The organism is Herbidospora sp. NBRC 101105, assembly GCF_030269205.1.
In the GTDB taxonomy this organism is placed as follows: Bacteria; Actinomycetota; Actinomycetes; order Streptosporangiales; family Streptosporangiaceae; genus Herbidospora; species Herbidospora solisilvae.
Genome location: NZ_BSSX01000009.1, coordinates 1 through 21,799, shown reverse-complemented (window position 1 = coordinate 21,799; position 21,799 = coordinate 1). Strand labels below are relative to the sequence as shown.

Sequence of the window (21,799 nt, the reverse complement as noted above, 5' to 3'; positions counted from 1 at the left end):
CCATTTTCCGGGGAGGCGACGTAATGTCACCAGGTGTGACGCCTGTTATCACTCTCCTGACCGACTACGGTCTCGAAGACGGGTTCGTGGCCGCGTGTCACGGCGTTATCGCCGGCATCGCCCCCGAGGCCCGGATCATCGACGTCGGCCATCTCGTCCCGGCGGGCGACGTGCGGCGCGGGGCCGCGATCCTCGCCCAGACGATCCCCTACCTGCCCCGGGGGGTGCACATCGCGGTGGTCGACCCGTCGGTGGGGTCGAGCACCCGCCGGGCGGTCGCGATCGAGGCGGGCGGGCGGGTGTTCGTGGGGCCCGACAACGGGGTGCTCTCGTGGGCCGTGCACGCCGTCGGCGGCGCGACCGCGGCCTACGAGCTGACCAACGAGGACGTCTGGCTCAAGCCGGTGTCCCGGACCTTCCACGGGCGTGACATCTTCTGCCCGGTCGCCGCCCACGTGGTGGCGGGCCGCGAGGTGGCCGGGCTGGGCACCGCCATCCCCCCGCGCGAGCTGGTGACGCTGCCCGAGCCGACCTCGCGGCTGCGCGACGGCGCGTGCGAGGGCGAGGTGCTCTCGGTCGACCGCCACGGCAACGTCCAGCTCTCCATCACCGCCGCCGACCTGGGCTTCCTCGGCGTGCGCGACGGCGACACCCTGGCCGTCTGGCTCGGCCGCCGTCAGCTCGCCGTCCCCTACCGCGACACGTTCGCCGCGGTTCCGCCGGGTGACCTGGTGGCCTTCACCGACTCGGCCGGCCTGGTGGCCGTGGCCGTCAACGCGGGCGACGCCGCCCAGCGGCTCGGGTTGCCGCCGGGTGCGCACGTACGCCTCTCCCCCGCCCGGACATAACGCACTGTATTTGAATGTTCACGGAAAGGTCAGATACGGCGGCGTGAGCGTGCCAGAATAGGCCGCCGTGACCTTCCTGGCCAAGCCGTTCGTGCTGCTTGCCGTGGTCTGCCTGCTCTCCGGATTCGTCGTCGTGCCGCCCACGCTCGCCGACGACGCGGGGGCGGCGGCCCGGGAGCGGCAGTGGCCGTTGGAGGTCATGGGCGTACCGGCCGCATGGGAGCTCAGCCGGGGCGAGGGCGTCACGGTGGCCGTCCTCGACACCGGCGTCGACGCCCGCCACCCCGACCTGGCCGGCGCGGTCGTCGAGGGTCCCGACCTGACGGGGGCCGGGACCACCCACACCGGCCATCACGGCACGTCGATGGCGAGTTTGATCGCCGGGCGCGGCCACGGCCCCGGCGGCGATCTCGGGGTGGTCGGGGTGGCGCCCCGCGCGACGGTCCTGTCGATCCGGGTGACCCTGGAGACCCACGACCCGGCCCGCGCCGACCCACGCGTCGCGCGGCAGGTCAGGGGCGCGGTCGCGCAGGGCATCCGGTGGGCCGTCGACCACGGGGCCGACGTGGTCAGCATGTCTCTCGGCGGCGCCGACGGCAGCTACGAGGGCGACCCCGACGAGGCGGCGGCGGTCGGCTACGCCCTGTCGAAGGGCGTGGTCCTGGTGGCCTCGGCCGGCAACGACGGCGCGGGCGCCGACCGGCCCACCTATCCGGCCGCCTACCCCGGTGTGATCGCGGTCGGCGCGGTCGACCAGAGGCTCGCCCCGGCGGCCTTCTCCAGCCGGCGCAGCTACGTCTCGGTGACCGCCCCCGGCACCCGCGTCGTCAGCGCCGACGGCCACGGCTCCTACGTGGTCGCCGACGGCACGAGCTCGGCCGCCGCCTTCGTGGCGGGCATCGCCGCCCTCGTGAAGGCCCGGCATCCGGGCATGGGCGTGACCGACGTCCGCCGGGCGATCCTCCAGGGCGCGGTCTGGCACAACGCGGGGCGGCGCGACGACGCCTACGGGCACCGGGTGGCCAACGCGCGGCGGGCCCTGCTGGTGGCGGGGGCGCCCCGGCGGGCGGCGATGGCGGCGCGGCCCCGGCAGGCGAGTGTCACGGACCCTGCGGAATCTACCAATTTGGGGCCTTTGATCTGGTCTGCCCTGCTGCTCCTTGTCGCCGCGTTGGTGGCGAGGACGGCGCTTCGCGCCTGACCATTGCGGCTTCCTTGCCGCTCCCTGACCGGATGGGGGGTCCTCCCCTTACGAAAGACCGGGTAGACATATCTCTGACTACACAGAGTAGTCATCCGCGTGCTCAGCCGCCCGGACATACCTCAGGGAGAAACACATATGATCCGCCGCATCGTCGTCACCTCGGCCGCCGCTGGTCTCGTCGTCGTCGCCCCCGCCAGCATGGCGCACGCCGACACGCCCGTCACCAACCTGGTGAACACGCAGTGCGTGTCGTCGCCCGAGTACCTCACCGGCCTCCCCGTGCTGGCCACCCTGCTCGCCCCGGTCTGCGGCCTGGTCAAGAGCCTGCCCGGCGTGGTCGGCCAGGTCGTCGGCGGCGCCACCCAGGGCCTGCCGGTGCCCTCGGTCCCGAGCGTCCCGGGCGTCGGCACCGTCACCGGCCTGCTGCCCGTCAGCGCCGTGTCGGTTCGCTAGTTCTCACGCACCACTCGCGAAAAGGCCCCCGCCTGGATCCAGCGGGGGCCTTTCTCGTTACTGTGAGTCACCAATTACGACGCGTGCACCACGTCGTGGACCTCGGCGAAGTGGCAGGCGCTCTCGTGGTCCGTACCGGGACGGATCTGGAGCAGCGGCTCCTCGACGGCGCAGATCTCCTGCGCCTTCCAGCACCGGGTCCGGAACCGGCACCCCGACGGCGGGTTGGCCGGCGACGGCGGGTCACCCTGCAGGATGATCCGCTCCCGCGACTCCCGGCCCTCCGGGTCGGGCACCGGCACGGCCGACAGCAGCGCCTGCGTGTAGGGGTGGCTCGGCTTGTCGTAGATCTCGGTGTCCTTGCCGATCTCGACGATCTTCCCGAGGTACATCACCGCCACGCGGTCGGAGATGTGCCGCACCACCGACAGGTCGTGCGCGATGAAGATGTACGCCAGCCCGAACTCCGTCTGCAGCCGCTCCAGCAGGTTGATGACCTGCGCCTGGATCGACACGTCGAGCGCGGAGACCGGCTCGTCGCAGATGATGATCTCGGGCTGCAGCGCCAGCCCCCGGGCGATGCCGATGCGCTGCCGCTGACCACCGGAGAACTGGTGGGGGTAGCGGTTGATGTGGTCGGGGTTGAGGCCGACCACCTCCAGCAGGTCCTGCACCTTCTTGCGACGGTCGCCCTTCGGCGCCACGTCGGTGTGGATCTCGTAGGGCTCGCCGATGATGTCGCCGACCGTCATGCGCGGGTTCAGCGACGTGTACGGGTCCTGCATCACCATCTGGATGTTGCGCCGGAACCGCTTCAGGTTGCTGCCCTTGTGGACGTCGACGAGCTCGCCGTTGACCTTGACCGACCCCGAGGTCGGCTTCTCCAGCGCCATCAGCAGCTTGGCCAGCGTCGACTTGCCGCAGCCCGACTCGCCGACCACGCCGAGGGTCTCGCCCCGGCGCAGGTCGAAGCTGACGCCGTCGACCGCCTTGATCGCGCCGATCTGGCGCTTCATCACGATCCCCTGCGTCAGCGGGAAGTGCTTGACCAGGTCGCGGACCTCGAGGATGGGGTCACCCTGCGGTGCCATCGAGGACCTCCCTCCAGTAGTGGCAGGCGCTGCTGCGCGTGCCGCTGATCTCGTGCAGCGCCGGGACGTCGGTCACACAGTTGTCCTGGCGGAACGGGCAGCGGGGGTGGAAGGCACAACCCGTCGGCATGTCGAGCAGGTTGGGCGGCAGGCCCTTGATGGCGTACAGCTCCTGGCCCTTCATGTCGACCCGGGGGATCGACTCGAGCAGGCCCTTCGTGTACGGGTGCGCGGCGTTGCGGTAGATGTCGTGCACCGGGGCGTTCTCGACGATGCGGCCGCCGTACATGACCGCGATCTTGTCCGCGACGTCGGCGACGACGCCGAGGTCGTGGGTGATCAGGATCATGCCCATGTTGCTCTCGCGCTGGAGTTCGGCCAGCAGCTCCATGATCTGAGCCTGCACCGTGACGTCCAGGGCGGTCGTGGGCTCGTCGGCGATGAGCACCTCGGGGTCCAGCGCGATCGACATCGCGATCATGATGCGCTGGCGCATGCCGCCGGAGAACTGGTGGGGGTAGTCGTTGACGCGCTGCTTGGCGGCCGGGATGCGGACCCGGTCCATCAGCTCGACGGCCTTGGCGTAGGCCGCCTTCTTCGACATGCCCTTGTGGACCCGGAACATCTCGGCGATCTGCCAGCCCACGGTGAACACCGGGTTGAGCGCCGAGAGGGCGTCCTGGAAGATCATCGCGATCTGCTGGCCGCGGATCTGGCTGCGCTGGGCCTCCGACAGCTGGAGGAGGTCGGTCCCCCGGAAGCGGATCTCACCCTTGGGGATGCGCGCCGGCGGCATGTCGAGGATGCCCATGATCGCCTGGGCCGTCACCGACTTGCCGGAGCCCGACTCGCCCAGCACCGCGAGGGTCTCCCCGGCGTTGAGCGCGTAGGACACGCCGTTGACCGCGCGGGCCACGCCCTGCCGCGTGGTGAACTCCACGTGCAGGTTGTCGACCGCGAGCAGCGGCTCGGTGCCGATCGAGCCGCTGTCGGCCGGAAGCAGGTGCGTGTCGACGGACGGGTTCTTCACTGGTCACCCCTCCTATCGAAGCTTCGGGTCGAGAGCGTCGCGGACGGCGTCGCCGAGCATGACGAACGCCAGCACCGTGAGGCTCAGGAACAGGGCCGGGAACAGCAGCGCCTCCGGCGCCTGGAGGAACCGGTTGCGCGCGTCGGCGATCATCAGACCCCACGAGATGTCGGGCGACTGGATGCCGACGCCGAGGAACGACAACGCGGCCTCGGCGGCGATGAAGACGCCCATGTTCATGGTGGCCACGACGATCACCGGGGCCAGGGCGTTCGGCAGGATGTGCCGGCCCATGAGCCGGCCGGGACCGGCGCCCAGCGCCCTCGCCGCGAGGACGTAGTCCTGGCTCTTGGCCGACATGACCGCCGCCCGCATGATGCGCAGCACCATCGGCCAGGCGAGCACCGACAGGGCCACCACCACGGTCCAGATGCCCGCGTTCTCACGGCCGACGAGAGCCAGGATCAGCAGCGCGCCCAGGGTCGAGGGGATCGCGAAGAAGACCTCCGCGACGCGGGACAGGATCGTGTCGGCCCAGCGGCCGTAGAACCCGGCCAGCAGGCCCAGGAGGCCGCCGATGAGCGTGGTCACCAGCGTTGAGAAGACGCCGACCATGATCGAGATTCGGGCGCCGTAGATGACCCGCGAGTAGGTGTCGCAGCCCAGGTTGTCGGTGCCGAACCAGTGGGCGCCGCTCACGCCCTGACGGGCCTTGGTGAGGTCGCACGTGCTCGGATCAAATGCGTTGACCGAAGAGAACAGACCCGGAATGATCGACATGACCACGAGGACAGCGATCATGACGGCGGCGATGATGAAGACCTTGCTCCGCCGCAGGTCGTACCACGCGTCGGACCACAGGCTCGCCGGCTTCTTCTGCTTGGGCGGCTTGACCGATTTGGGCTTCTGCTCGGTGAGCGTGTCACTCATAGCGGATCCTGGGGTCGAGGACGGCGTACAGGAGGTCGACGACGAGGTTGGCGGCGATGAAGATCAGCACCAGTACCGTCACGATGCCGACGACCACCGAGTTCTCCGACAGGTAGACCGAGTCGACGAGCTGGCGGCCGATGCCGTTCAGGTTGAAGATGGTCTCGGTGATCACCGCGCCGCTCATCAGGGTGCCGAGGTCGGCGCCCAGATAGGTGACGAGCGGGATCAGCGAGTTGCGCAGGGCGTGTCTGCCGAGCACCCTTCGCCGCGGCATGCCCTTGGCGACGGCGGTCCGCACGTAGTCGGCCCGCAACGTCTCCATCAGGCTCGTCCGGGTCAGCCGGGTCAGGTACGCGATCGACGTCCCGGCCAGCACGATGCCCGGCAGCAGGTAGCTGCGCCAGCCCTCGGAGGTGCCGGCCACGGGGAAGAAGTCGATTCCCGTGGAGGTCTTGAGTTGCAGCCCCAGCACGAGCTGGAGCACGAAGCCGCTGACCAGCGTCGGGATCGACACCAGCAGCAGCGTGAAGGCGAGGATGGCCGTGTCGGCGGCCTTGCCGCGCCGCAGCGCGGCGATCAGGCCGAGGCCGATGCCGACGATCGCCTCGATCACCAGGGCCATCATGGCCAGGTTCAGGGTGATCTGGAACTTGCCCTCGAAAATGGTCGAGACCGGCAGCCCTCGGAAGGTGGTTCCGAAGTCGCCGGACAGGATGCCCTGGATGTAGTAGCCGTACTGGACTACCAGGGGTTCGTCCAGGTGGAACATCTCACGCATCGTGGCCCGGAACACCGGGTCGACCGCCCGGTCTCCCGCGAGAGCCTGAATGGGGTCACCGGGGAGCCAGTAGACGAGCGTGAAGATGAGAAACGTGGTGCCAAGCAACACAGGGATCGCCTGGAGCAGGCGCCTGACAACGTAGCGGCCCATTCGGTCTCCCGATCATGACGAAGGGCAGCCCCACTGCAACCAATCGGGCTGCCCCCAAGAGTGATGGTCCATCCCGGGCGGCTCAAGGGGTTCCGCCGCCCGGGATGAATGCCGTCTTAGGCCTTCTCGACGTTGACGAGCTCGATGCGCTCGAACGGGTCGATCTTGACGTTCTTGACGTTGCCGGAGATCGCGGCGTTGGTCTGGTAGAAGTACACCGGGATGTAGGGCAGTTCCTTCAGCAGGATGTCGTCGGCGGCCTGGTAGGCGGCGATGCCCTCCTCGACCGTGGCGGCCGAGTCACCCTTCTTGATCAGCTCCTCGAACTCCTTGTTGTTGAAGCCCGAGTAGTTGGAGCTGGCGTTGGCCGCGAAGATCGGCTTGAGGTAGTTCTCCGGCGACGGGTAGTCCATGATCCAGGCCATCCGGAAGAGGCCCTTCCACTTGTCCGCGCCCAGGTCGTCGAGGATGGTGGCGAACTTCTCGACCGGCTTCGGCTCAACGTTGACGCCGAGGTTGGTGCGGAGGTTGTTGGCGACGGCCTCGATCCACTCCTTGTGGCCGCCGTCGGCGTTGTAGCCCAGCTCGATGGTGCCGGCCTGGGCGCCGCCGTTGGAGTCCCACAGTTCCTTGGCCTTCACCGGGTCGTAGGTGCAGGCCTCGCCGCAGGCGCCCTGACGGTAACCGGCGACGACGGGGGAGATGAAGTCGTCGGCCGGCACACGGGTGCCGGAGAAGACCTGCTCGGTGATGGTCTTGCGGTCGATGGCCATCGAGATGGCCTTGCGCAGCTCGGGGCTCTTGGCGTAGTCGGCGCCGACCTTGGTCGGGAAGCCCAGGTAGCCGATGCCCGAGGAGGGCTGCTCGATGTAGCGGTCGCCCAGCTCGGCCTTGGCGGAGGCGATGACCTCGGCCGGGAGCTGGTCCATGATGTCGAGGTTGCCGGCCTGCAGGTCGCGGTAGGCGGTGTTCAGGTCGGTGTAGATCTTGAAGTCGACGGCCTCGACCTTGGCCTTGGCCTCGGTGTAGTCGTCGTTGCGGACCATCGAGATCGTGGTGTCGACGCCGCGCTTCCAGGGCTTGGCCATCTTGAAGGGGCCGTTGCCGATGGGGGACTCGCCGTAGGCGGCGGTCACCTTGCCGTCAGGGCCGAAGGCGGCCTTGGGCATCGGGTAGAAGGCGGTGTAGCCCAGCATGGTCGGGAAGCCCGAGAAGGGGTTCTTCAGCTCGACCGTGAAGGTCAGCGGGTCGACGACCTTCAGACCGGTGAGGCTGGTCGCGGTGGCCGCGGGGGCCTCCTGCGGGCCGTCGCCGTCGGGGTCGACCGGGTTCATCTCGTCGTAGCCGGCGATGGAGCCCATGAAGTAGTTGGCCTCGTACGCGTTGGCGCCGTTGGCGGTGTAGTTCCAGGAGTCGACGAAGCTCTGGGCGTCGACCGGGGTGCCGTCGTGGAACTTGTAGCCGTCCTTCAGCTTGATCGTCCAGGTGGTCTGGTCGTCAGAGGTGATGGACTCGGCGATCTGGTTGATCGGCTTCTTGTCAGCGTCGTAGTTGACCAGACCGATGAACAGGGCGTTGAGCACCTCGGCGCCGCTGGTCTCCGCGGTGTTGCCGGGGACGAGCTCGTGCTGGGGTTCGGCGATCTCGACCGTGATCGGGGTCGCGGCGGCTCCCTCGCCACCCGCGGCAGGGCCGGGGGCCTCTTCGCCACCACCACAGGCGGCCAGGCCGAGCGCCAGCACGGCCGTGCCGGCGATGATCTGTGCGCCCTTGAATACGCGCATAGTGAGTAGATCCTCCCTCAAAGGATGGGCGTTGGCGCTGAGCTGCGAGATGTCCGGGCCGGCACCCCCTCGGCCCCTTGTGGGGACCTCGGATTTGCAGACACGGTCAAACGAGCTGACGCCCTGCCAGTCGTCCGCGAGCATCCCTCACCACACACCGCAGTGTTGTCTCTGCTGCGTTGCAGTTCGGTCACACGTGCGTCAGTCGGGCGTCACACGCATACCAAGAAGGTCGCCTCAAACCTCGTAAACGGCTCCAAAACTCCCACAAAGGTACACATGTCCCGGTACTGGTAAAGCCACGGTAGGACCTTTGCGGTACCGATCGTGGCGTTGTCCCCATATCAGGACCTGGTGGGCTACCTTTGACCAAGCCGTGGCGCCCCCGCCACCGGCGGCTTCACCCGACCCACGAGGAGCCAACGGATGACCATCGCAGGCTTCTCGTTCACCAGCATCCAATAGAGTCCTTGCCATGAGCCAGCCGGATTCCGCCGTCGCGGACGCGCAGGGCGGCGCAGCGACGGAATCGCTGGCCGCGCTCGCGAAGCGTCACGGCCTCCGTCGCGCGATCGCGCGCCCGAGCCTTCCCTTCTATGTGAAGCAGCTCTGGGCCCGCCGGCACTTCGTGCTCAAGTACGCGACGTCGCGCAACGTCTCCAAATACAGCCAGTCGATGCTGGGCCAGCTCTGGCAGCTCCTCACGCCGCTCCTGAACGCCGGCGTCTACTACCTGATGTTCGGCGTCATCCTCGATCAGAAGAAGGACATCTCCAACTACACGGCCTTCCTGATCACCGGCGTCTTCATCTTCACCTTCACCCAGCGCACCGTCAGCGGCGGCGCCAAGTCGATCTCGAACAACCTGTCGCTGATCCGGGCGCTCCACTTCCCCCGCGCCGCGCTGCCCCTGGCCTACGCGGTGCAGGAACTCCAGCAGCTCCTGTGGTCGATGCTGGTGCTCATCGGGATCGTGCTCCTCACCGGCGAGCCGCTCACCCTCTACTGGCTGCTCATCCCGGTCGCGCTGCTGCTCCAGCTCACCTTCAACATCGGGGCCAGCCTCTTCATGGCCCGTGTGGGCGCCTTCGCCCGCGACATGAACCAGCTGCTCCCGTTCATCATGCGGACCTGGCTCTACGCCTCGGGCGTCTTCTTCAGCATCCCCGACCGGGTCGCCGACCTGCCCGAGTCGCTGGCGTTCGTGCAGTACATCATGGAGCTCAACCCGGCCGCGGCCTACATCGAGCTCATGCGTGACCTGCTCATCGAAAGCCACACCCCGCCCCAGTGGGCCTGGACGACTGCCATATTCTGGGCCGTGTTCGCCCTTGTCATCGGATTCTGGTACTTCTGGCGCGCCGAAGAGAGGTACGGACGTGGCTGAGGCGAAGCCGATGGCAATGGAAAGGGTGTGGCCGTTGACCGCCGAAGAGCAGGAGGCGACCAGGAAGTCGTCGGCCACCGGCACTCCGACCGTCATCGTCGACGACCTCCACATCGTCTACAAGGTCTACGGCGCGACCTCGGCCGAGGAGAAGGGCAACGCCGCCACCGCCCTGCTGCGACTGGTCAAGCGCCAGGGCCGCCCGCAGATGCGCGAGGTCCACGCCGTGAAGGGCGTCTCCTTCGTGGCCCGCCACGGCGACGCGATCGGCATCATCGGCCGCAACGGCTCGGGCAAGTCGACCCTGCTGCGCGCCATCGCCGGGCTGCTGCCGCCCCACTCCGGCGCGGTCTACACCGACGGCCAGCCTTCGCTCCTGGGCGTGAACGCCGCCCTGATGAAGGAGCTCACGGGCGAGCGCAACATCACCCTGGGCTGCTACGCGATGGGCATGACCCCCTCGGAGGTCCGTGCCAAGTACGACGAGATCGTCGACTTCTCCGGCATCGGGGAGTTCGTCCAGTTCCCCATGTCCACCTACTCGTCGGGCATGGGCGCCCGTCTGCGGTTCGCCATCGCGTCGGCGAAGGTCCACGACGTGCTGCTGATCGACGAGGCGCTGGCCACCGGCGACCGCGAGTTCCGCAAGCGCTCCCAGAAGCGCATCATGCAGATGCGCGAGTCGGCCGGCACCGTCTTCCTGGTCGCCCACAACCTCGACGTCATCGAGGAGACCTGCAACCGCGTCATCTGGCTGCACAAAGGCAAGATCAAGATGGACGGCGACCCGACCGAGGTGATCGGCGCCTACAACAAGGCGTGAGTGGTAGAGGATAGGCCCGCAGGAAGATCGCGACCTATCCCGAGCGGAGTGCGCCATGCCGACGCCAGCACCCATTCCCTACGACCACCTGCCGGAGGTCCCGGCGCTCACCGTCGAGTCCCCCGGGCTCTCCGACGGTGCGACGCTGCCCGGCCGCCACGTCTTCAACGACTGGGGCTTCACCGGTGAGAACGTCTCCCCGCACCTGACGTGGTCGGGCGCGCCCGAGGGCACCCAGAGCTACGCGGTCACGTGCTTCGACCCCGACGCGCCCACCGGCAGCGGCTTCTGGCACTGGCTCGTGTTCGACATCCCGGCGTCGGTCACCGAGCTCCCCGAGGGCGCCGGCAACGGCCCCGACTTCGCGGGGCTGCCGGAGGGGGCCGTCCACACCAGGAACGACTACGGCATCAAGGAGTACGGCGGCGCCGCCCCTCCCCCCGGGCTGCCGCACCGCTACCTGTTCGCCGTGCACGCCCTCGACACCGACAAGCTCGGCGTCGACCCCGACGCCAACCCGGCCGTGGTGGGCTTCAACATCACCGCCCACACCCTCGCGCGCGGATTCATCGCACCCGTGTACGAAAGCTGATGCCGCTGCGGCCAGTGTTCCACTATGATTCGAACGGGGATTCGATCTAAGGAACGCCGATGCCATGGGAGGGCGGGATGAGTGAGCTGGTGACGGCCATCGATCATCTGGCCGACGAAGACCCGTCTGAACTTTCACCTGCCCTGCTGACCGAGCAGCTCATCGAACTGCACTGGCAGATGGCCAGACTGCAGGCACAGATCGCCAGGCGCACGTCGGTGCGCCCCTGGGCAAACTGAGAACGGCCGGCGCCTCCCGAAGGCGCCGGCCGTTCTCATGTGTCAGAGGCACGGAAACGTTGACTTGGCCACGCCAACGTGTCCGAAAGGCACTTAGCGGGTGCCGGAGACGATGTTCCTGACCGCGCCCGACAGGTTCTGGGCGGCCTTGCTCACCTGGGTGGCCGAACCGGTCAGGTCCTTGCTGGCGCCGCTGATGTGGTTGGCGCCACTGGTGACCTGGCCCGCGGCGTCGGTGACGGCGTCCAGCGTGGGAGCGAGCTGGGTCGAGACGTCGTTGCTGCTCGCGCTCATCGGGGTGGCCCGCACCGCCTGGGTCCAGCCCGCGACAGGGGCGGCGGCCGGCGGCACGGCGCCGGTGACGGCGGCGAGGTCGGCGCCCGGGAGGGCCGGGAGCTGCCCGACGAACGGAATGCCGCCCAGCAGGTCCGAGACCGGGCCGTCCGCGGCCTGAGCGGGCGCGGCGAACATAGCCGCGACGCCGAAGGTCGCGACGACGAGTGCTGCCTTGATCATGCGCTTCATGTAAATGCCTCCTGAGCCCCGTCCCAGGTCAGGGAACGGGAACCGAGAACCCCCGCGTAACCGGCGCGGGTTCGCGCCGGCCGATTGGCTAGGCCGAATTTCTATCACCACACGAAACGGCCCGGTGACCGGGAGTCACAACGCCGGAGGGCTGGAGGGCGCCCGACTTGGCGGCACATGATGGGAATTCACATCCGGCCCGGGAGAAAGGCACGGTAAACGCGGCTCCCGGGCCGGGGGCAATTGTTTTCCGTCTCCTTGGGGTCAGGCCGCGACCGGAGCCGCCGACTCGAACGGGAACCGGTCGGCGAACGCCGGGCGCAGATCGGTCAGCCAGACGGCCGTGGGGTCGTAGCGCGCGAAGAAGGGACGGCCGACCAGGCCGGGGTCACGGGCCTGGATGAAGTGCAGCACGAACACCCGCTGCCCGTTGATCTCGGTCACGCCGTCGACGCAGACCTTGCCGGGGGTGGCCGACATCGAGGGGCCCCTGACCGTCCGGCAGAGACCGGAGACCTGGGCATAGGCGTCTCGGAAGGTCTCGTACGCGTCGGCGAGCGGCACCGCGAAGTAGTCCTGCGGCCCGGTGTCCCGTTCGACGAACATGTAGTAGGGGACCATGCCCATCGCGTTCTGCCGCCGCCACATGTGGGCCCACGTGGCCGCGTCGTCGTTGATCGTCCGGATGAGGGGGGCCTGGGTCCGGACCGTGGCGCCGGTGTCCAGGATGCGCCGCACCGCCGAACCCACCGCCTGGGGTTCGAGCTCCCGAGGGTGCGAGAAGTGCGCCATGAACGCGAGGTTCTTGCCCGACCTGACCACCTGCTCGAACAGCTTGAGCGTGTCGTCGGCGTCCGGGTCGGTGACGAACCGGCCGGGCCAGTAGGCCAGCGACTTGGTGCCGATGCGGATCGAGTCGATCTGCGGCAGGTCGAGGAGCGGCTCGACGTAGCGGCGCAGCACCGGCTCCCCCATGATCATGGGGTCGCCGCCGGTGAACAGCACCGAAGTCACCTCGGGGTGGCGGCGGACGTAGCCGACGAGGGCGTCGACGTCGCCGGAGGCGAACTTCAGGTCGGGCTCGCCGATGAACTGGGCCCACCGGAAGCAGTAGGTGCAGTAGGCGTGGCAGGTCTGCCCCTGCTTGGGGAAGAACAGCACGGTTTCGGGATATTTGTGCTGCATACCGGGCACCGGCTCGTCGCCGATCTTGGGCACGTTCAGGTCGAGCTGCCCGGCCGGGTGGGGGTTGAGGCCCATGCGCACCTCGTTGGCCGCCGCGGTCAGCTGCTTGACCGGGGCGTTCATCCTGATGAGGTTCGCCAGACGGGAGACATCCGCTTCGGGCAGCATGTCCTCTTGAGGAAAGACGAGCCGATAGATCGGGTCGTCGGGGACCGCGGACCAGTCGATGAGCTCGTCGACGACGTAGGCGTTGGTGCGGAACGGCAGCACGGTCGCCACCGCGCGCACCCGTAGCCGCGCCTCCTCGCCGAACCCGGCCTTCTCGCGAAGCAGGTCGTCGAGATGTTTCGTCGTGTATGCCCGGAAGCCGCGGGTTCCCTCGTTAAAGATCACTCGGCCTTCCCTTCTCGGTAGTTTTTCCGATCTCGTGTAAACCAAGGAGGCCTGTCAGGCGTCTGGGGACCTCTATACCGGTATCGGACCGTCCCGACAGCCGAATTCAGGATTTGGTAAAGGCCGTAGTCATGATTTTTGCCTCTCGCGACATATCTCGAATGCGGGTAATCTGGGGCATGTGACGACAGAAGACCCAGGTCAGCGCGCCTCCGACGCCGACCGCGACCGGGTCGCGGCGATCATCGCCGAAGGCCTGGCCACCGGCCGCCTCACCACGGCCGAACACGCCGACCGCCTGGAAGCCACTTACGGCGCGGTCACCATGGGCGAACTGGCGCCCATCACCAAAGACCTGCCCTCCACCGTCGCGAACGCCGCCCCGGCCGACGTCGGCCGCAAGAGCATCACCGCCGCGTTCAGCAAGGTCATCAAGAACGGCCGCTGGGTGCCCGGCCGCCACCTCCGCCTCCGGGCCCGGTTCGGCGCCCTGATCATCGACCTGGGCGACGCGGTGCTGCCCGGCCGTGAGATCACCGTCGACATCAGCGCCGCGTTCAGCAAGGTGATCATCCGGGTGCCCGACAACGCCAACGTCATCGACGACGGCAGCGCGGTCTTCGCGAAACGGATCGTCTCGGGCGGCGAGAAGGACGACGGCCCGGTCATCCGGGTGACGGGCAACGCCGCGTTCTCCAAGGTCATCGTGTCCCGGAAGGTGTCGGACTGGAATCTGCGCCGATAGCGCGAGCCGACGGACGGCGCACCAACCCTCCCCGCCTACCATTCACTGAGATTCCCGGATCGATTGGATGGCGTTGTGGCCGTATCGTCGCCGGTCGCGCTCGACGCCATGGGCGGCGACCACGCGCCAGAACAGATCGTGGCGGGGGCCGTCGTGGCCGTCAGAGAGCTCGGGGTCCCGGTCGTGCTGGTCGGCGAGCCCCGCCCGCTCCACGACCTCCTGTCCCGGTACGGCGCCGCCTCCGAGATCCCCATCGTCCGCGCCGAAGAGGCGATCTCCATGGACGAGGGCGCCCTGGCCAGCCTCCGCCGCCCCCGCTCCAGCATCGCCGTGGCCTGCCACCTCGTCAGGCGGGGCGACGCGTCCGCGGTCGTGTCGGCGGGCTCGACGGGCGGCGTCGTCGCCACCGCCAAACTGCGCCTCAAGACCCAGCCGGGTGTGCTCCGCCCCGCCATCGCCGTGGCCCTGCCCACCGTCCCCGACCCGACGATCCTGCTCGACGCGGGCGCCAACGCCGACGCCAAGCCCGAGATGCTGGTCCAGTTCGCCCACCTGGGCGTCGCCTACGTCGCCACCGCCCTCGGCCGCGACAACCCCCGCGTCGGCCTGCTCACCATCGGCGCCGAGGCCGAGAAGGGCAACAAGGTCGTCAAACGCGCCCACGAACTGCTGGAGACGGCCCCCGGCATCCACTTCGCCGGCAACGTCGAAGGGCACGACCTGCTGTCGGGACGCGTCGAGGTCATCGTCGCCGACGGCTTCACCGGCAACGTGGCGCTCAAGACCATGGAGGGCAGCGTCCGCTACGCCTTCGGCCAGCTCCGCCAGGCCGTCGACGGCAGCGCCGTGGCCCGGATCGGCGGCCTCCTCCAGCGTCCCCGCCTGCGCGGCCTCTACGAGCGCCTCGACCCCGAGGCGCACGGCGGCGCGGTCCTGCTCGGCCTCAACGGCTGCGTGGTGATCGCCCACGGTTCCTCGCGCGCCAAGGGCGTCGCGGCCGCGTGCGAGCTGGCCGCCCGGCTGGCCGCCGAAGGCGTCGTCGGCAGGGTCGGCGAACGCATCGCGGCCATTCCCCGGTCCCACCGGTTGTGGTTCTCCGACCGGCGGTAACCCTGGCGACGACGGCGGTTGCGCGTCGCTAGGCTTTGTGTATGACCGACCCACAACTCGTGCTCGCCGAGCGTGTCCAGCAGGCGCTGGCCACCGCGTTCGGCCAGGAATACGCCGCCGAGGATCCGCTGATCAGGCCCTCCCAGTTCGCCGACTACCAGGCGAACGTCGCGATGAGCCTGGCCAAGCGACTCCGACGCGCGCCGCGAGATGTGGCCCAGGAGATCGCCGCCAACCTCGACCTGCCCGGCACCGTCGAGGTGAGCGGCCCGGGGTTCCTCAACCTGCGCTTCCACGACGCCTGGATCGCCGCCGAGGCCGGCGCCATGCTCACCGACGACCGGCTCGGCGTGGCCCGCGAGCTCCCGTCGAAGACGGTCGTGGTCGACTACTCCGCGCCCAACGCCGCCAAGGAGATGCACGTCGGCCACCTGCGCACCACCGTCGTGGGCGACGCGCTGGTCCGCGTACAGGAGCATCTCGGCAACCGCGTCGTCAGGCAGAACCACCTCGGCGACTGGGGCACCCCGTTCGGCATGCTCATCGAGCACCTCCTCGACATCGGCGAGGAGGCCGCGGTCGCGCAGCTCGAGGCCGGCAACGGCAACGACTACTACCAGGCCGCCCGCGCCAAGTTCGACGCCGACCCCAAGTTCAACCGCAGGGCCCGGGCCCGCGTGGTCACCCTCCAGGCCGAAGACCCCGAGACGATGCGGCTCTGGCGCATCTTCATGGACGCCACGGTCCGCTACTTCAACAAGGTCTACACCCAGCTCGGCGTCACCCTGACCGACGACGACATCGCCGGCGAGAGCATGTACAACCACGCCCTCGCCCAGGTCTGCGACGAACTGCAGGAACGCGGCATCGCCGAGATCAGCGACGGCGCGTTGTGCGTCTTCCCGCCCGGCTTCACCGGACGCGAGGGCGCGCCCCTGCCGTTCATGATCAGGAAGTCCGACGGCGGCTACGGCTACGCGACCACCGACATGGCCACCATGCGCTACCGGGTGCAGGACCTGAAGGCCGACCGCATCCTCTACGTCATCGGCGTCACCCAGTCGCTGCACCTGCAGATGCTGTTCGCCTCGGCGAAGATGGCCGGCTGGTTGCCCGACCACGTCTCGGCCGAACACGTCCAGATCGGCAGCGTGCTCGGCAGCGACGGCAAGATGTTCAAGACCAGGGCCGGCAAGTCCATCAAGCTGCTCGAACTCCTCGACGAGGCCGAGACCAGGGCCGCCGCCGTGCTGGCCGACCGCGACTACGACGACGCCACCCGCGCCGAGATCGCCCACGCCGTCGGCATGGGCGCGGTCAAGTACGCCGACCTGTCGGTGAGCCACGACAGCGAATACGTCTTCGACTTCGACCGCATGCTCGCCCTGACCGGCAACACCGGCCCCTACCTCCAGTACGCCACCGCGCGCATCCGCTCCATCTTCCGGCGCGGCGGATACGACCCGGCCGCCTCCTACGGCCCGATCGTCATCACCCACCCGGCCGAACGCGCCCTGGCCCTCGCACTGCTCGGCTTCGGCCCCGTCGTCGCCGAAGTGGGCGCGCGCAACGAGCCCCACCGCCTGTGCGCCTACCTGTTCGACCTGGCCAGCGCGTTCACGACCTTCTTCGAGAACTGCCCGGTGCTCAAGGCCGACTCCGAGGAGGAGCGCCAGTCCCGGCTCGCGCTGTCGCAGCTGACCCTCCGGGTGCTGCTGCAGGGGCTCGACCTGCTGGGGATCACGGCGCCCGAGCGGATGTGAAATCCACGGATCGGCGCGCCTCAGAACACGAACAGGTCACGGCGGTCTAGTGTGGGCGCGGTCAAGGGAGCGTCTGCGGAGCGTAAAGCGGACGTCCACCTGCCGTGGGGGAGTCAGCGCGTGAGCATGGATGTAACAGCCCGGCCGGAGTCGTCCGGCAGCGCCGACGCCACAGAGCTGCACCGCTACGCCGAGGCGCTGCTCGTCCACCTCACCGCCGACGGAGGCGCACCACTGCCACCGCCCGGGGCGATCGACGTCCCGGGCTACTGGCTCTCCCCGGCCGTGCGCGCGTTGGTGCTGATCCTCAGTGGCGACGACGCGATGGAGCCGCTGTCCGAGGCGGCTCAGCTCGACGGCGCCAAGACGGCGCTGTTCCTGTGCCTGGCCTTAGCCGTCTGCGGCCACGGCGACCGCATCCACGCCTCGTGGCTCGGCACCGCCTTCGGCGACCTGTCCTCCGAGCGCCCGGTGACGGCCGGCCAGCGTGCCCTGTGGCTGGCCGCCGCCCGGGGGGCCTACGGCCCGGCCGGGAAGATCTTCGTGCTGCGCAAGCTCGACGCGGTCGAGGTGCTCCACGACGACGACGTGTGGCTGAGGGCGCTCGTCCCGGCCGAACCGGGCCTGGTGGTCCCGCCGTCGCTGGCCGACTTTCCCGAGCTGGCCCAGATCCCGGCGCTGGGCGGCCCCGTGCAGGCCGCGGCCCGGCTGGCCAGGCTCCGGCACCGGTGTGAGGAGATCACCTCCGTACCGCCGCCCACGGGCGCGCTGCCCCAGACCCGCGCGGTGTGGCCCGACACCGAGCCGATGGCGGTGTTGTCGGCCCTCGTCGGCGCCGCCGAGCCCGACGGTCCGCTGAGTTCGCTCAACGGCCACCTGCTCGACGACCTGAAGCCCGGCGCCGACCCCTACCTCGCCGCGCTCGCCCTCCACGTCGCAGCGCCCGCGATCAGCACCGCGGCGGCCCACCTCGCCGACCGCACCGACGCAGAGCAGCCCGAGACGCTGGTGCTGCCGATCCTGGGCCACTCGATCACTCTGCGCCCCGACGGCCCCGACGGCGAGGCGATGGCCGACGCGGAGCGCCGCATCATGGCGGGCTACATCCCCAAGCGCCCTTCGCCGATGCCCGGCTACCTGGCCGCACTCGGCGGCCTGGTCGTCTTCACGCTCGGTTTCGTGTTCTCGATGATCCTGGCGGTCGCAGGCGTCGGAATAGGCGCTTTGGGGGCGTGGTTGTTGTGGCGCTTCCGAGGCCGCGAGAAGGCCGATCTGGCGCTGGTGAACGCACAGGTGGCCGAACTCCACGAACTCGCCACATCGGCGGTCTGGGCCCTGCACGAATACGCCCGCGAGGCCAAAACGCGGCGCGACCAGGCACTCGCCGACGTCGCCGAGGTGGGACGACTGCTGAAACGCGGGCCACGCGCCGGATAAGCGGCGATATCCCCGGAATACCGAATCTTCCGGAGAAAGTCCGGGAAATGCGAGACCCGGCCTGCGGAATCCCTTCGCAAGCCGGGTCGAAATGGTCGGTCGGGGCTGGTCGGAACACCCTGAGTGTCGGACGGTCTTACGTGTGCGGCCGGCGGAGGGGCCGGCGAGGGGTGGGTGGTGAGAGGCCTCGGCGTCGCCTCTCCACCCGCTCGCGAGGTGACCGTTAAGCGGTGGTCACTTCGACGTTCGACGGCGTGAGCAGGAACACCTTGTCGGCGATCCGCTCGATGCGACCCTCACAGCCATAGGCGAGGCCGGCCGCGAAGTCGACCATTCTGGTCGCCTCCAGGGTCGACATCGTCGCGACGTCCATCACGATCGTGTGGCCGTCGCGGAAGTGACGGCCCACGGTGAGCGCGTCGTCGTACTTCCTCGGGCGTACCATCACGATTCGCGACGGTTCGCCCGCCGGCTGCCAGCGTTTCGCGGCCCTTTCGGAGGCCGGCATCCAATCGTCGTCGTATTCCTCTTCCCCATAGGGCTCTTCCGAATATTGCTCGGCTCCGCCCAGGCCAAGGTATGTCGCTACCTTGCGCACTGCCCCCATCGGCTTCGTCCTTTCCGGGTTTGTCCCGACACAAGGGACGCTAACCGACCATTCTCTTATGGCGACCCGACACGCCTATACATGGGATTCTCTTTGTCGCGGGTCGTCAGTAGTCCCGTGACATGCGCGCCTGCACCGTAGATTCGTTTACCGACCAGCCATTCAAGGGTAACCCGACGAGCTTCCGCCTGCTGGAAGGTCAGATAACCAGATCGACGATGAGCACCATTGTGGCGGAAATGCGGCATTCGCTAAACAGATTATTCGAGCGCCGAATCAATTCACTGGACAACGAACTCCGACCACAGAACGTGACCAACCGGATCCCCCGGACGAATTGCACGGATCATGGGAACTACCCGTGCCCACCAGGGCGCCACATATGCGGGAATGCCCGACCGGGCACCGAAGGCGAAGGCTGCGGGGGCACCTCATACTCCCCGCCACTTTCAACCTATAGCGGACGCCCGGGCTTGCCGCAAGACCCCCGTGACCCCTCACAATCAGTGGCTCCGAACCACTTCCAGGGGGAAAACACCCATGCGCGTACTGCTGTCCACCATCGGCTCACGAGGCGACGTGCAGCCGTTGGTGGCGCTCGCCACCGAACTCCGGGCCCTCGGCCACGAGGCCCACCTGTGCGTCCCACCGGACTTCCGCGGCTGGATCGAGGGCCTCGGCCTGCCGGTCACCCCGATCGGCCCCGAGCTCCGCACCCTGACCGCCGCCACCCCGCCCCCGAACGCCACGCCGCCGTCACCCGAGCAGCTCCGCCGCCTGGCCGAAGCCTCCGTGACGGCCCAGTTCGAGACCGTCATGACGGCCGCGAAGGACTGCGACCTCATCGTGGCCGCCACCGCCATCCAGGTGGCCGCCCGCTCGGTCGCCGAGGTCCTGAAGATCCCGTACGTCTTCACGGCCTTCTGCCCGATCGTGCTGCCCTCCGTCCACCACTCCCCGGCCCCCGCCCCCGGCCGCCCGCCCGTCGACGGCGACAACCAGGCGTTGTGGGCCGAAGACGCCGCCCGCTTCACGGCCAGCTTCGGAGCCGCCCTCAACAACCACCGCACCACACTGGGCCTGCCGCCCGTCTCCGACGTACGCGGCCACATCTTCGCCGACCATCCCCTGCTGGCCAGCGACCCCACCCTGGCTCCGTGGCCCGAGCCGGGGAGCGGAGTCGTGGAGACGGGGGCGTGGATCCTCCCCGACCACCGTCCCCTGTCTGCTGAGCTGTCGGCCTTCCTGGACGTCGGCGACCCGCCGGTGTACTTCGGCTTCGGCAGCATCCGCGCACCCCGGGGCCTGGCCGAGGCGATGGTCGAGGCGGCCAGGGCGACCGGACGGCGGGCGATCCTCTCCCGGGGCTGGGCCGACCTGCTGCCCACCGACCCGGGGCCGGACGTCCTGTCGATCGACGAGGTGAACCAGCAGGCCCTGTTCCCTCGCGTGGCGGCGGTCGTCCACCACGGGGGCGCCGGGACGACCACGGCGGCCGCGCTGGCCGGCACGCCCCAGGTGGTGGTGCCTCAGGTGTACGACCAGTACTACTGGGCGCAGCAGGTGCAGCGCCTCAACGTCGGCATCGCGCATCCGTCTGGGGTGCCGACGGGCGAGTCTCTGACTGTGGCGCTGAGTGAGGCGCTGTGGCCGGACATTGCCAGCAATGCGGCGGAGCTGGCTGGACAGATCCGGAGAGACGGCGCCGGCACCGCAGCACACCACCTGCTCAAGCTCGCCCGCGCCTGACGAGGGGGACAGACCTCGGCCGGGGCGAGTATGTCCCGGCGGGAGGAGGAACGAGGGTCAGGCCTGGGCAGGCCCTCGTTCCTTTTGCCCCTAACGGGACATGGTGAGCGGACCGGGATTTCCACAGGTAGCTCAAGGACAAGCGGCTCTTCACACACGACGAAGGACCCGACGACATTTCCGCACGCTCTCTGGCTGGGCGGCGGCCGAGCCTTGAGCGTCTATGCCATGACTCGCCCCGCATACGACGAACATCCCGGCCGCCCCTGGGACCAGGCCTGGTTCGACAACCCCGCCCCCACCAGCTCCAAAGGCTCCGGCAGCCGGGCTGATAACCAGGCCATCAGCGGCGATCACATCGCTCTGTCCGTGCCAACCTCGACCGCACGACCACGCCGACCATGACCAGCCGGATGACGGTCAGGCCATCCAGTCACTTTGCCCGTAAACAACAAAAGCCATCTCCAAACACCAAGCCGCCCGATTGGGTGCCTGGCCATCGCGGCCAAGTTTCAACGGCTGGTCCCCGAAAACGACAAAGCCCGACCGCATGGCCGGGCTGCCTTGGAAACACAACGCCGGCCGACCTGGGCCGGTCCCCGAAAACGACGAAAGCCCGACCGCGTGGCCGGGCTGCCTTCGAAACACCACGCCAGCCGACGTGGACGACCCCTTCCGCCAACAACGACAACCTGATCACCGCCGCCACGCGAGAACGGTTGCCGTGAGGCCTGGGCCACCCCCCGACGTGGCCGAACCCACGCCAACAACAGCCGCAGTCACGCCTCATCAATCGGCCTGGGAAACGCAGAAAGCCCGGCCGAATGGCCGGGCATCATCCCCTGAAACGTCGAAGGCCCCGATCACATCGATCGGGGCCTCCGGTATAAAGATTGTCCGGCGGTGTCCTACTCTCCCACACCGTCCCCGGTGCAGTACCATCGGCGCTGGAGGGCTTAACTTCCGGGTT

General features: G+C 68.7%; 20 protein-coding genes and 1 rRNA gene. 12 read left to right on the top strand and 9 right to left on the bottom strand.

The features are described 5' to 3' along the window. Positions 1-35: 35 nt before the first annotated feature. The 3 genes from QSK34_RS32540 (at position 36) to QSK34_RS32530 (ending at position 2,505) form a co-directional block, all read left to right on the top strand. Positions 36-848: an SAM hydrolase/SAM-dependent halogenase family protein gene (locus QSK34_RS32540; RefSeq protein WP_285589867.1), complete on the top strand. Its 813-nt coding sequence runs from the start codon at positions 36-38 to the stop codon at positions 846-848. A 67-nt stretch (positions 849-915) separates the two neighbouring features. Beyond that, a complete protein-coding gene (locus tag QSK34_RS32535; protein WP_285589864.1) occupies positions 916-2,049 on the top strand; it encodes a S8 family serine peptidase in 1,134 nt (377 codons plus the stop codon). Positions 2,050-2,187: 138 nt separating this feature from the next. Then, on the top strand, positions 2,188-2,505 hold the full coding sequence (locus tag QSK34_RS32530; protein ID WP_161483458.1) for a hypothetical protein: 318 nt from the start codon (positions 2,188-2,190) through the stop codon (positions 2,503-2,505). 74 nt (positions 2,506-2,579) lie between these two features. Here the strand turns inward: QSK34_RS32530 and QSK34_RS32525 are convergent, their stop codons facing one another. The 5 genes from QSK34_RS32525 to QSK34_RS32505 all read right to left on the bottom strand — a co-directional run bounded on the left by QSK34_RS32525 (position 2,580) and on the right by QSK34_RS32505 (position 8,274). Then, positions 2,580-3,596, bottom strand: coding sequence for an ABC transporter ATP-binding protein (locus tag QSK34_RS32525; protein WP_161483457.1), 1,017 nt, complete (start codon positions 3,594-3,596; stop codon positions 2,580-2,582). Then, positions 3,580-4,626, bottom strand: coding sequence for an ABC transporter ATP-binding protein (locus QSK34_RS32520; protein ID WP_285589857.1), 1,047 nt, complete (start codon positions 4,624-4,626; stop codon positions 3,580-3,582). Before QSK34_RS32520 ends, QSK34_RS32525 begins: the two co-directional genes overlap by 17 nt. A 12-nt stretch (positions 4,627-4,638) precedes the next feature. Beyond that, positions 4,639-5,556, bottom strand: coding sequence for an ABC transporter permease (locus QSK34_RS32515; RefSeq protein ID WP_285589854.1), 918 nt, complete (start codon positions 5,554-5,556; stop codon positions 4,639-4,641). Then, positions 5,549-6,490 (bottom strand): ABC transporter permease, encoded by a 942-nt coding sequence (locus QSK34_RS32510; RefSeq protein WP_285589852.1) that lies wholly within the window; start codon positions 6,488-6,490, stop codon positions 5,549-5,551. The genes QSK34_RS32515 and QSK34_RS32510 overlap by 8 nt, the downstream gene beginning before the upstream one ends. A gap of 116 nt (positions 6,491-6,606) precedes the next feature. Then, positions 6,607-8,274 carry a peptide ABC transporter substrate-binding protein gene (locus QSK34_RS32505; protein ID WP_285589849.1) on the bottom strand — a complete coding sequence of 556 codons (1,668 nt, stop codon included), beginning with the start codon at positions 8,272-8,274 and terminating at the stop codon, positions 6,607-6,609. A gap of 475 nt (positions 8,275-8,749) precedes the next feature. Between QSK34_RS32505 and QSK34_RS32500 the strand changes: the two genes are divergently transcribed. From QSK34_RS32500 to QSK34_RS32485, 4 genes are all read left to right on the top strand, one after another. After that, positions 8,750-9,661 carry an ABC transporter permease gene (locus QSK34_RS32500; protein ID WP_285589847.1) on the top strand — a complete coding sequence of 304 codons (912 nt, stop codon included), beginning with the start codon at positions 8,750-8,752 and terminating at the stop codon, positions 9,659-9,661. A 34-nt stretch (positions 9,662-9,695) separates the two neighbouring features. Next, a complete protein-coding gene (locus QSK34_RS32495) occupies positions 9,696-10,484 on the top strand; it encodes an ABC transporter ATP-binding protein (RefSeq protein ID WP_285589845.1) in 789 nt (262 codons plus the stop codon). Between the two features lie 55 nt (positions 10,485-10,539). After that, positions 10,540-11,076, top strand: coding sequence for a YbhB/YbcL family Raf kinase inhibitor-like protein (locus tag QSK34_RS32490; RefSeq protein WP_285589842.1), 537 nt, complete (start codon positions 10,540-10,542; stop codon positions 11,074-11,076). Positions 11,077-11,153: 77 nt separating this feature from the next. Then, a complete protein-coding gene (locus QSK34_RS32485) occupies positions 11,154-11,315 on the top strand; it encodes a hypothetical protein (RefSeq protein ID WP_231515393.1) in 162 nt (53 codons plus the stop codon). Between the two features lie 93 nt (positions 11,316-11,408). Here the strand turns inward: QSK34_RS32485 and QSK34_RS32480 are convergent, their stop codons facing one another. Together QSK34_RS32480 and QSK34_RS32475 are read right to left on the bottom strand one after the other, a co-directional pair. After that, entirely contained in the window at positions 11,409-11,840 is a 432-nt protein-coding gene (locus tag QSK34_RS32480; RefSeq protein WP_285589839.1) for a hypothetical protein, read from the bottom strand. A gap of 264 nt (positions 11,841-12,104) precedes the next feature. Further along, on the bottom strand, positions 12,105-13,418 hold the full coding sequence (locus QSK34_RS32475; protein WP_030452189.1) for a KamA family radical SAM protein: 1,314 nt from the start codon (positions 13,416-13,418) through the stop codon (positions 12,105-12,107). Between the two features lie 181 nt (positions 13,419-13,599). Here QSK34_RS32475 and QSK34_RS32470 point away from each other — a divergent pair, with 181 nt between their 5' ends. The 4 genes from QSK34_RS32470 (at position 13,600) to QSK34_RS32455 (ending at position 18,473) form a co-directional block, all read left to right on the top strand. Then, entirely contained in the window at positions 13,600-14,163 is a 564-nt protein-coding gene (locus tag QSK34_RS32470) for a DUF1707 SHOCT-like domain-containing protein (RefSeq protein WP_285589835.1), read from the top strand. A 75-nt stretch (positions 14,164-14,238) separates the two neighbouring features. After that, complete coding sequence (gene plsX / locus QSK34_RS32465) at positions 14,239-15,273, top strand: phosphate acyltransferase PlsX (protein WP_285589833.1); 1,035 nt, start codon at positions 14,239-14,241, stop codon at positions 15,271-15,273. A gap of 41 nt (positions 15,274-15,314) precedes the next feature. After that, positions 15,315-17,036 (top strand): arginine--tRNA ligase, encoded by a 1,722-nt coding sequence (argS, locus tag QSK34_RS32460; protein ID WP_285589831.1) that lies wholly within the window; start codon positions 15,315-15,317, stop codon positions 17,034-17,036. A gap of 126 nt (positions 17,037-17,162) precedes the next feature. Beyond that, positions 17,163-18,473 (top strand): hypothetical protein, encoded by a 1,311-nt coding sequence (locus QSK34_RS32455; protein ID WP_285589829.1) that lies wholly within the window; start codon positions 17,163-17,165, stop codon positions 18,471-18,473. A gap of 223 nt (positions 18,474-18,696) precedes the next feature. On the opposite strand, the gene QSK34_RS32450 is transcribed toward QSK34_RS32455, so the two are convergent. Next, positions 18,697-19,080 (bottom strand): cell division protein SepF, encoded by a 384-nt coding sequence (locus tag QSK34_RS32450; protein ID WP_030452194.1) that lies wholly within the window; start codon positions 19,078-19,080, stop codon positions 18,697-18,699. Positions 19,081-19,620: 540 nt separating this feature from the next. On the opposite strand from QSK34_RS32450, the gene QSK34_RS32445 reads away from it, so the two are divergent. Beyond that, positions 19,621-20,829, top strand: coding sequence for a glycosyltransferase (locus QSK34_RS32445; RefSeq protein ID WP_285589825.1), 1,209 nt, complete (start codon positions 19,621-19,623; stop codon positions 20,827-20,829). Positions 20,830-21,724: 895 nt separating this feature from the next. On the opposite strand, the gene rrf is transcribed toward QSK34_RS32445, so the two are convergent. After that, positions 21,725-21,799, bottom strand: a 5S ribosomal RNA gene (rrf, locus tag QSK34_RS37975); the annotation flags it as partial.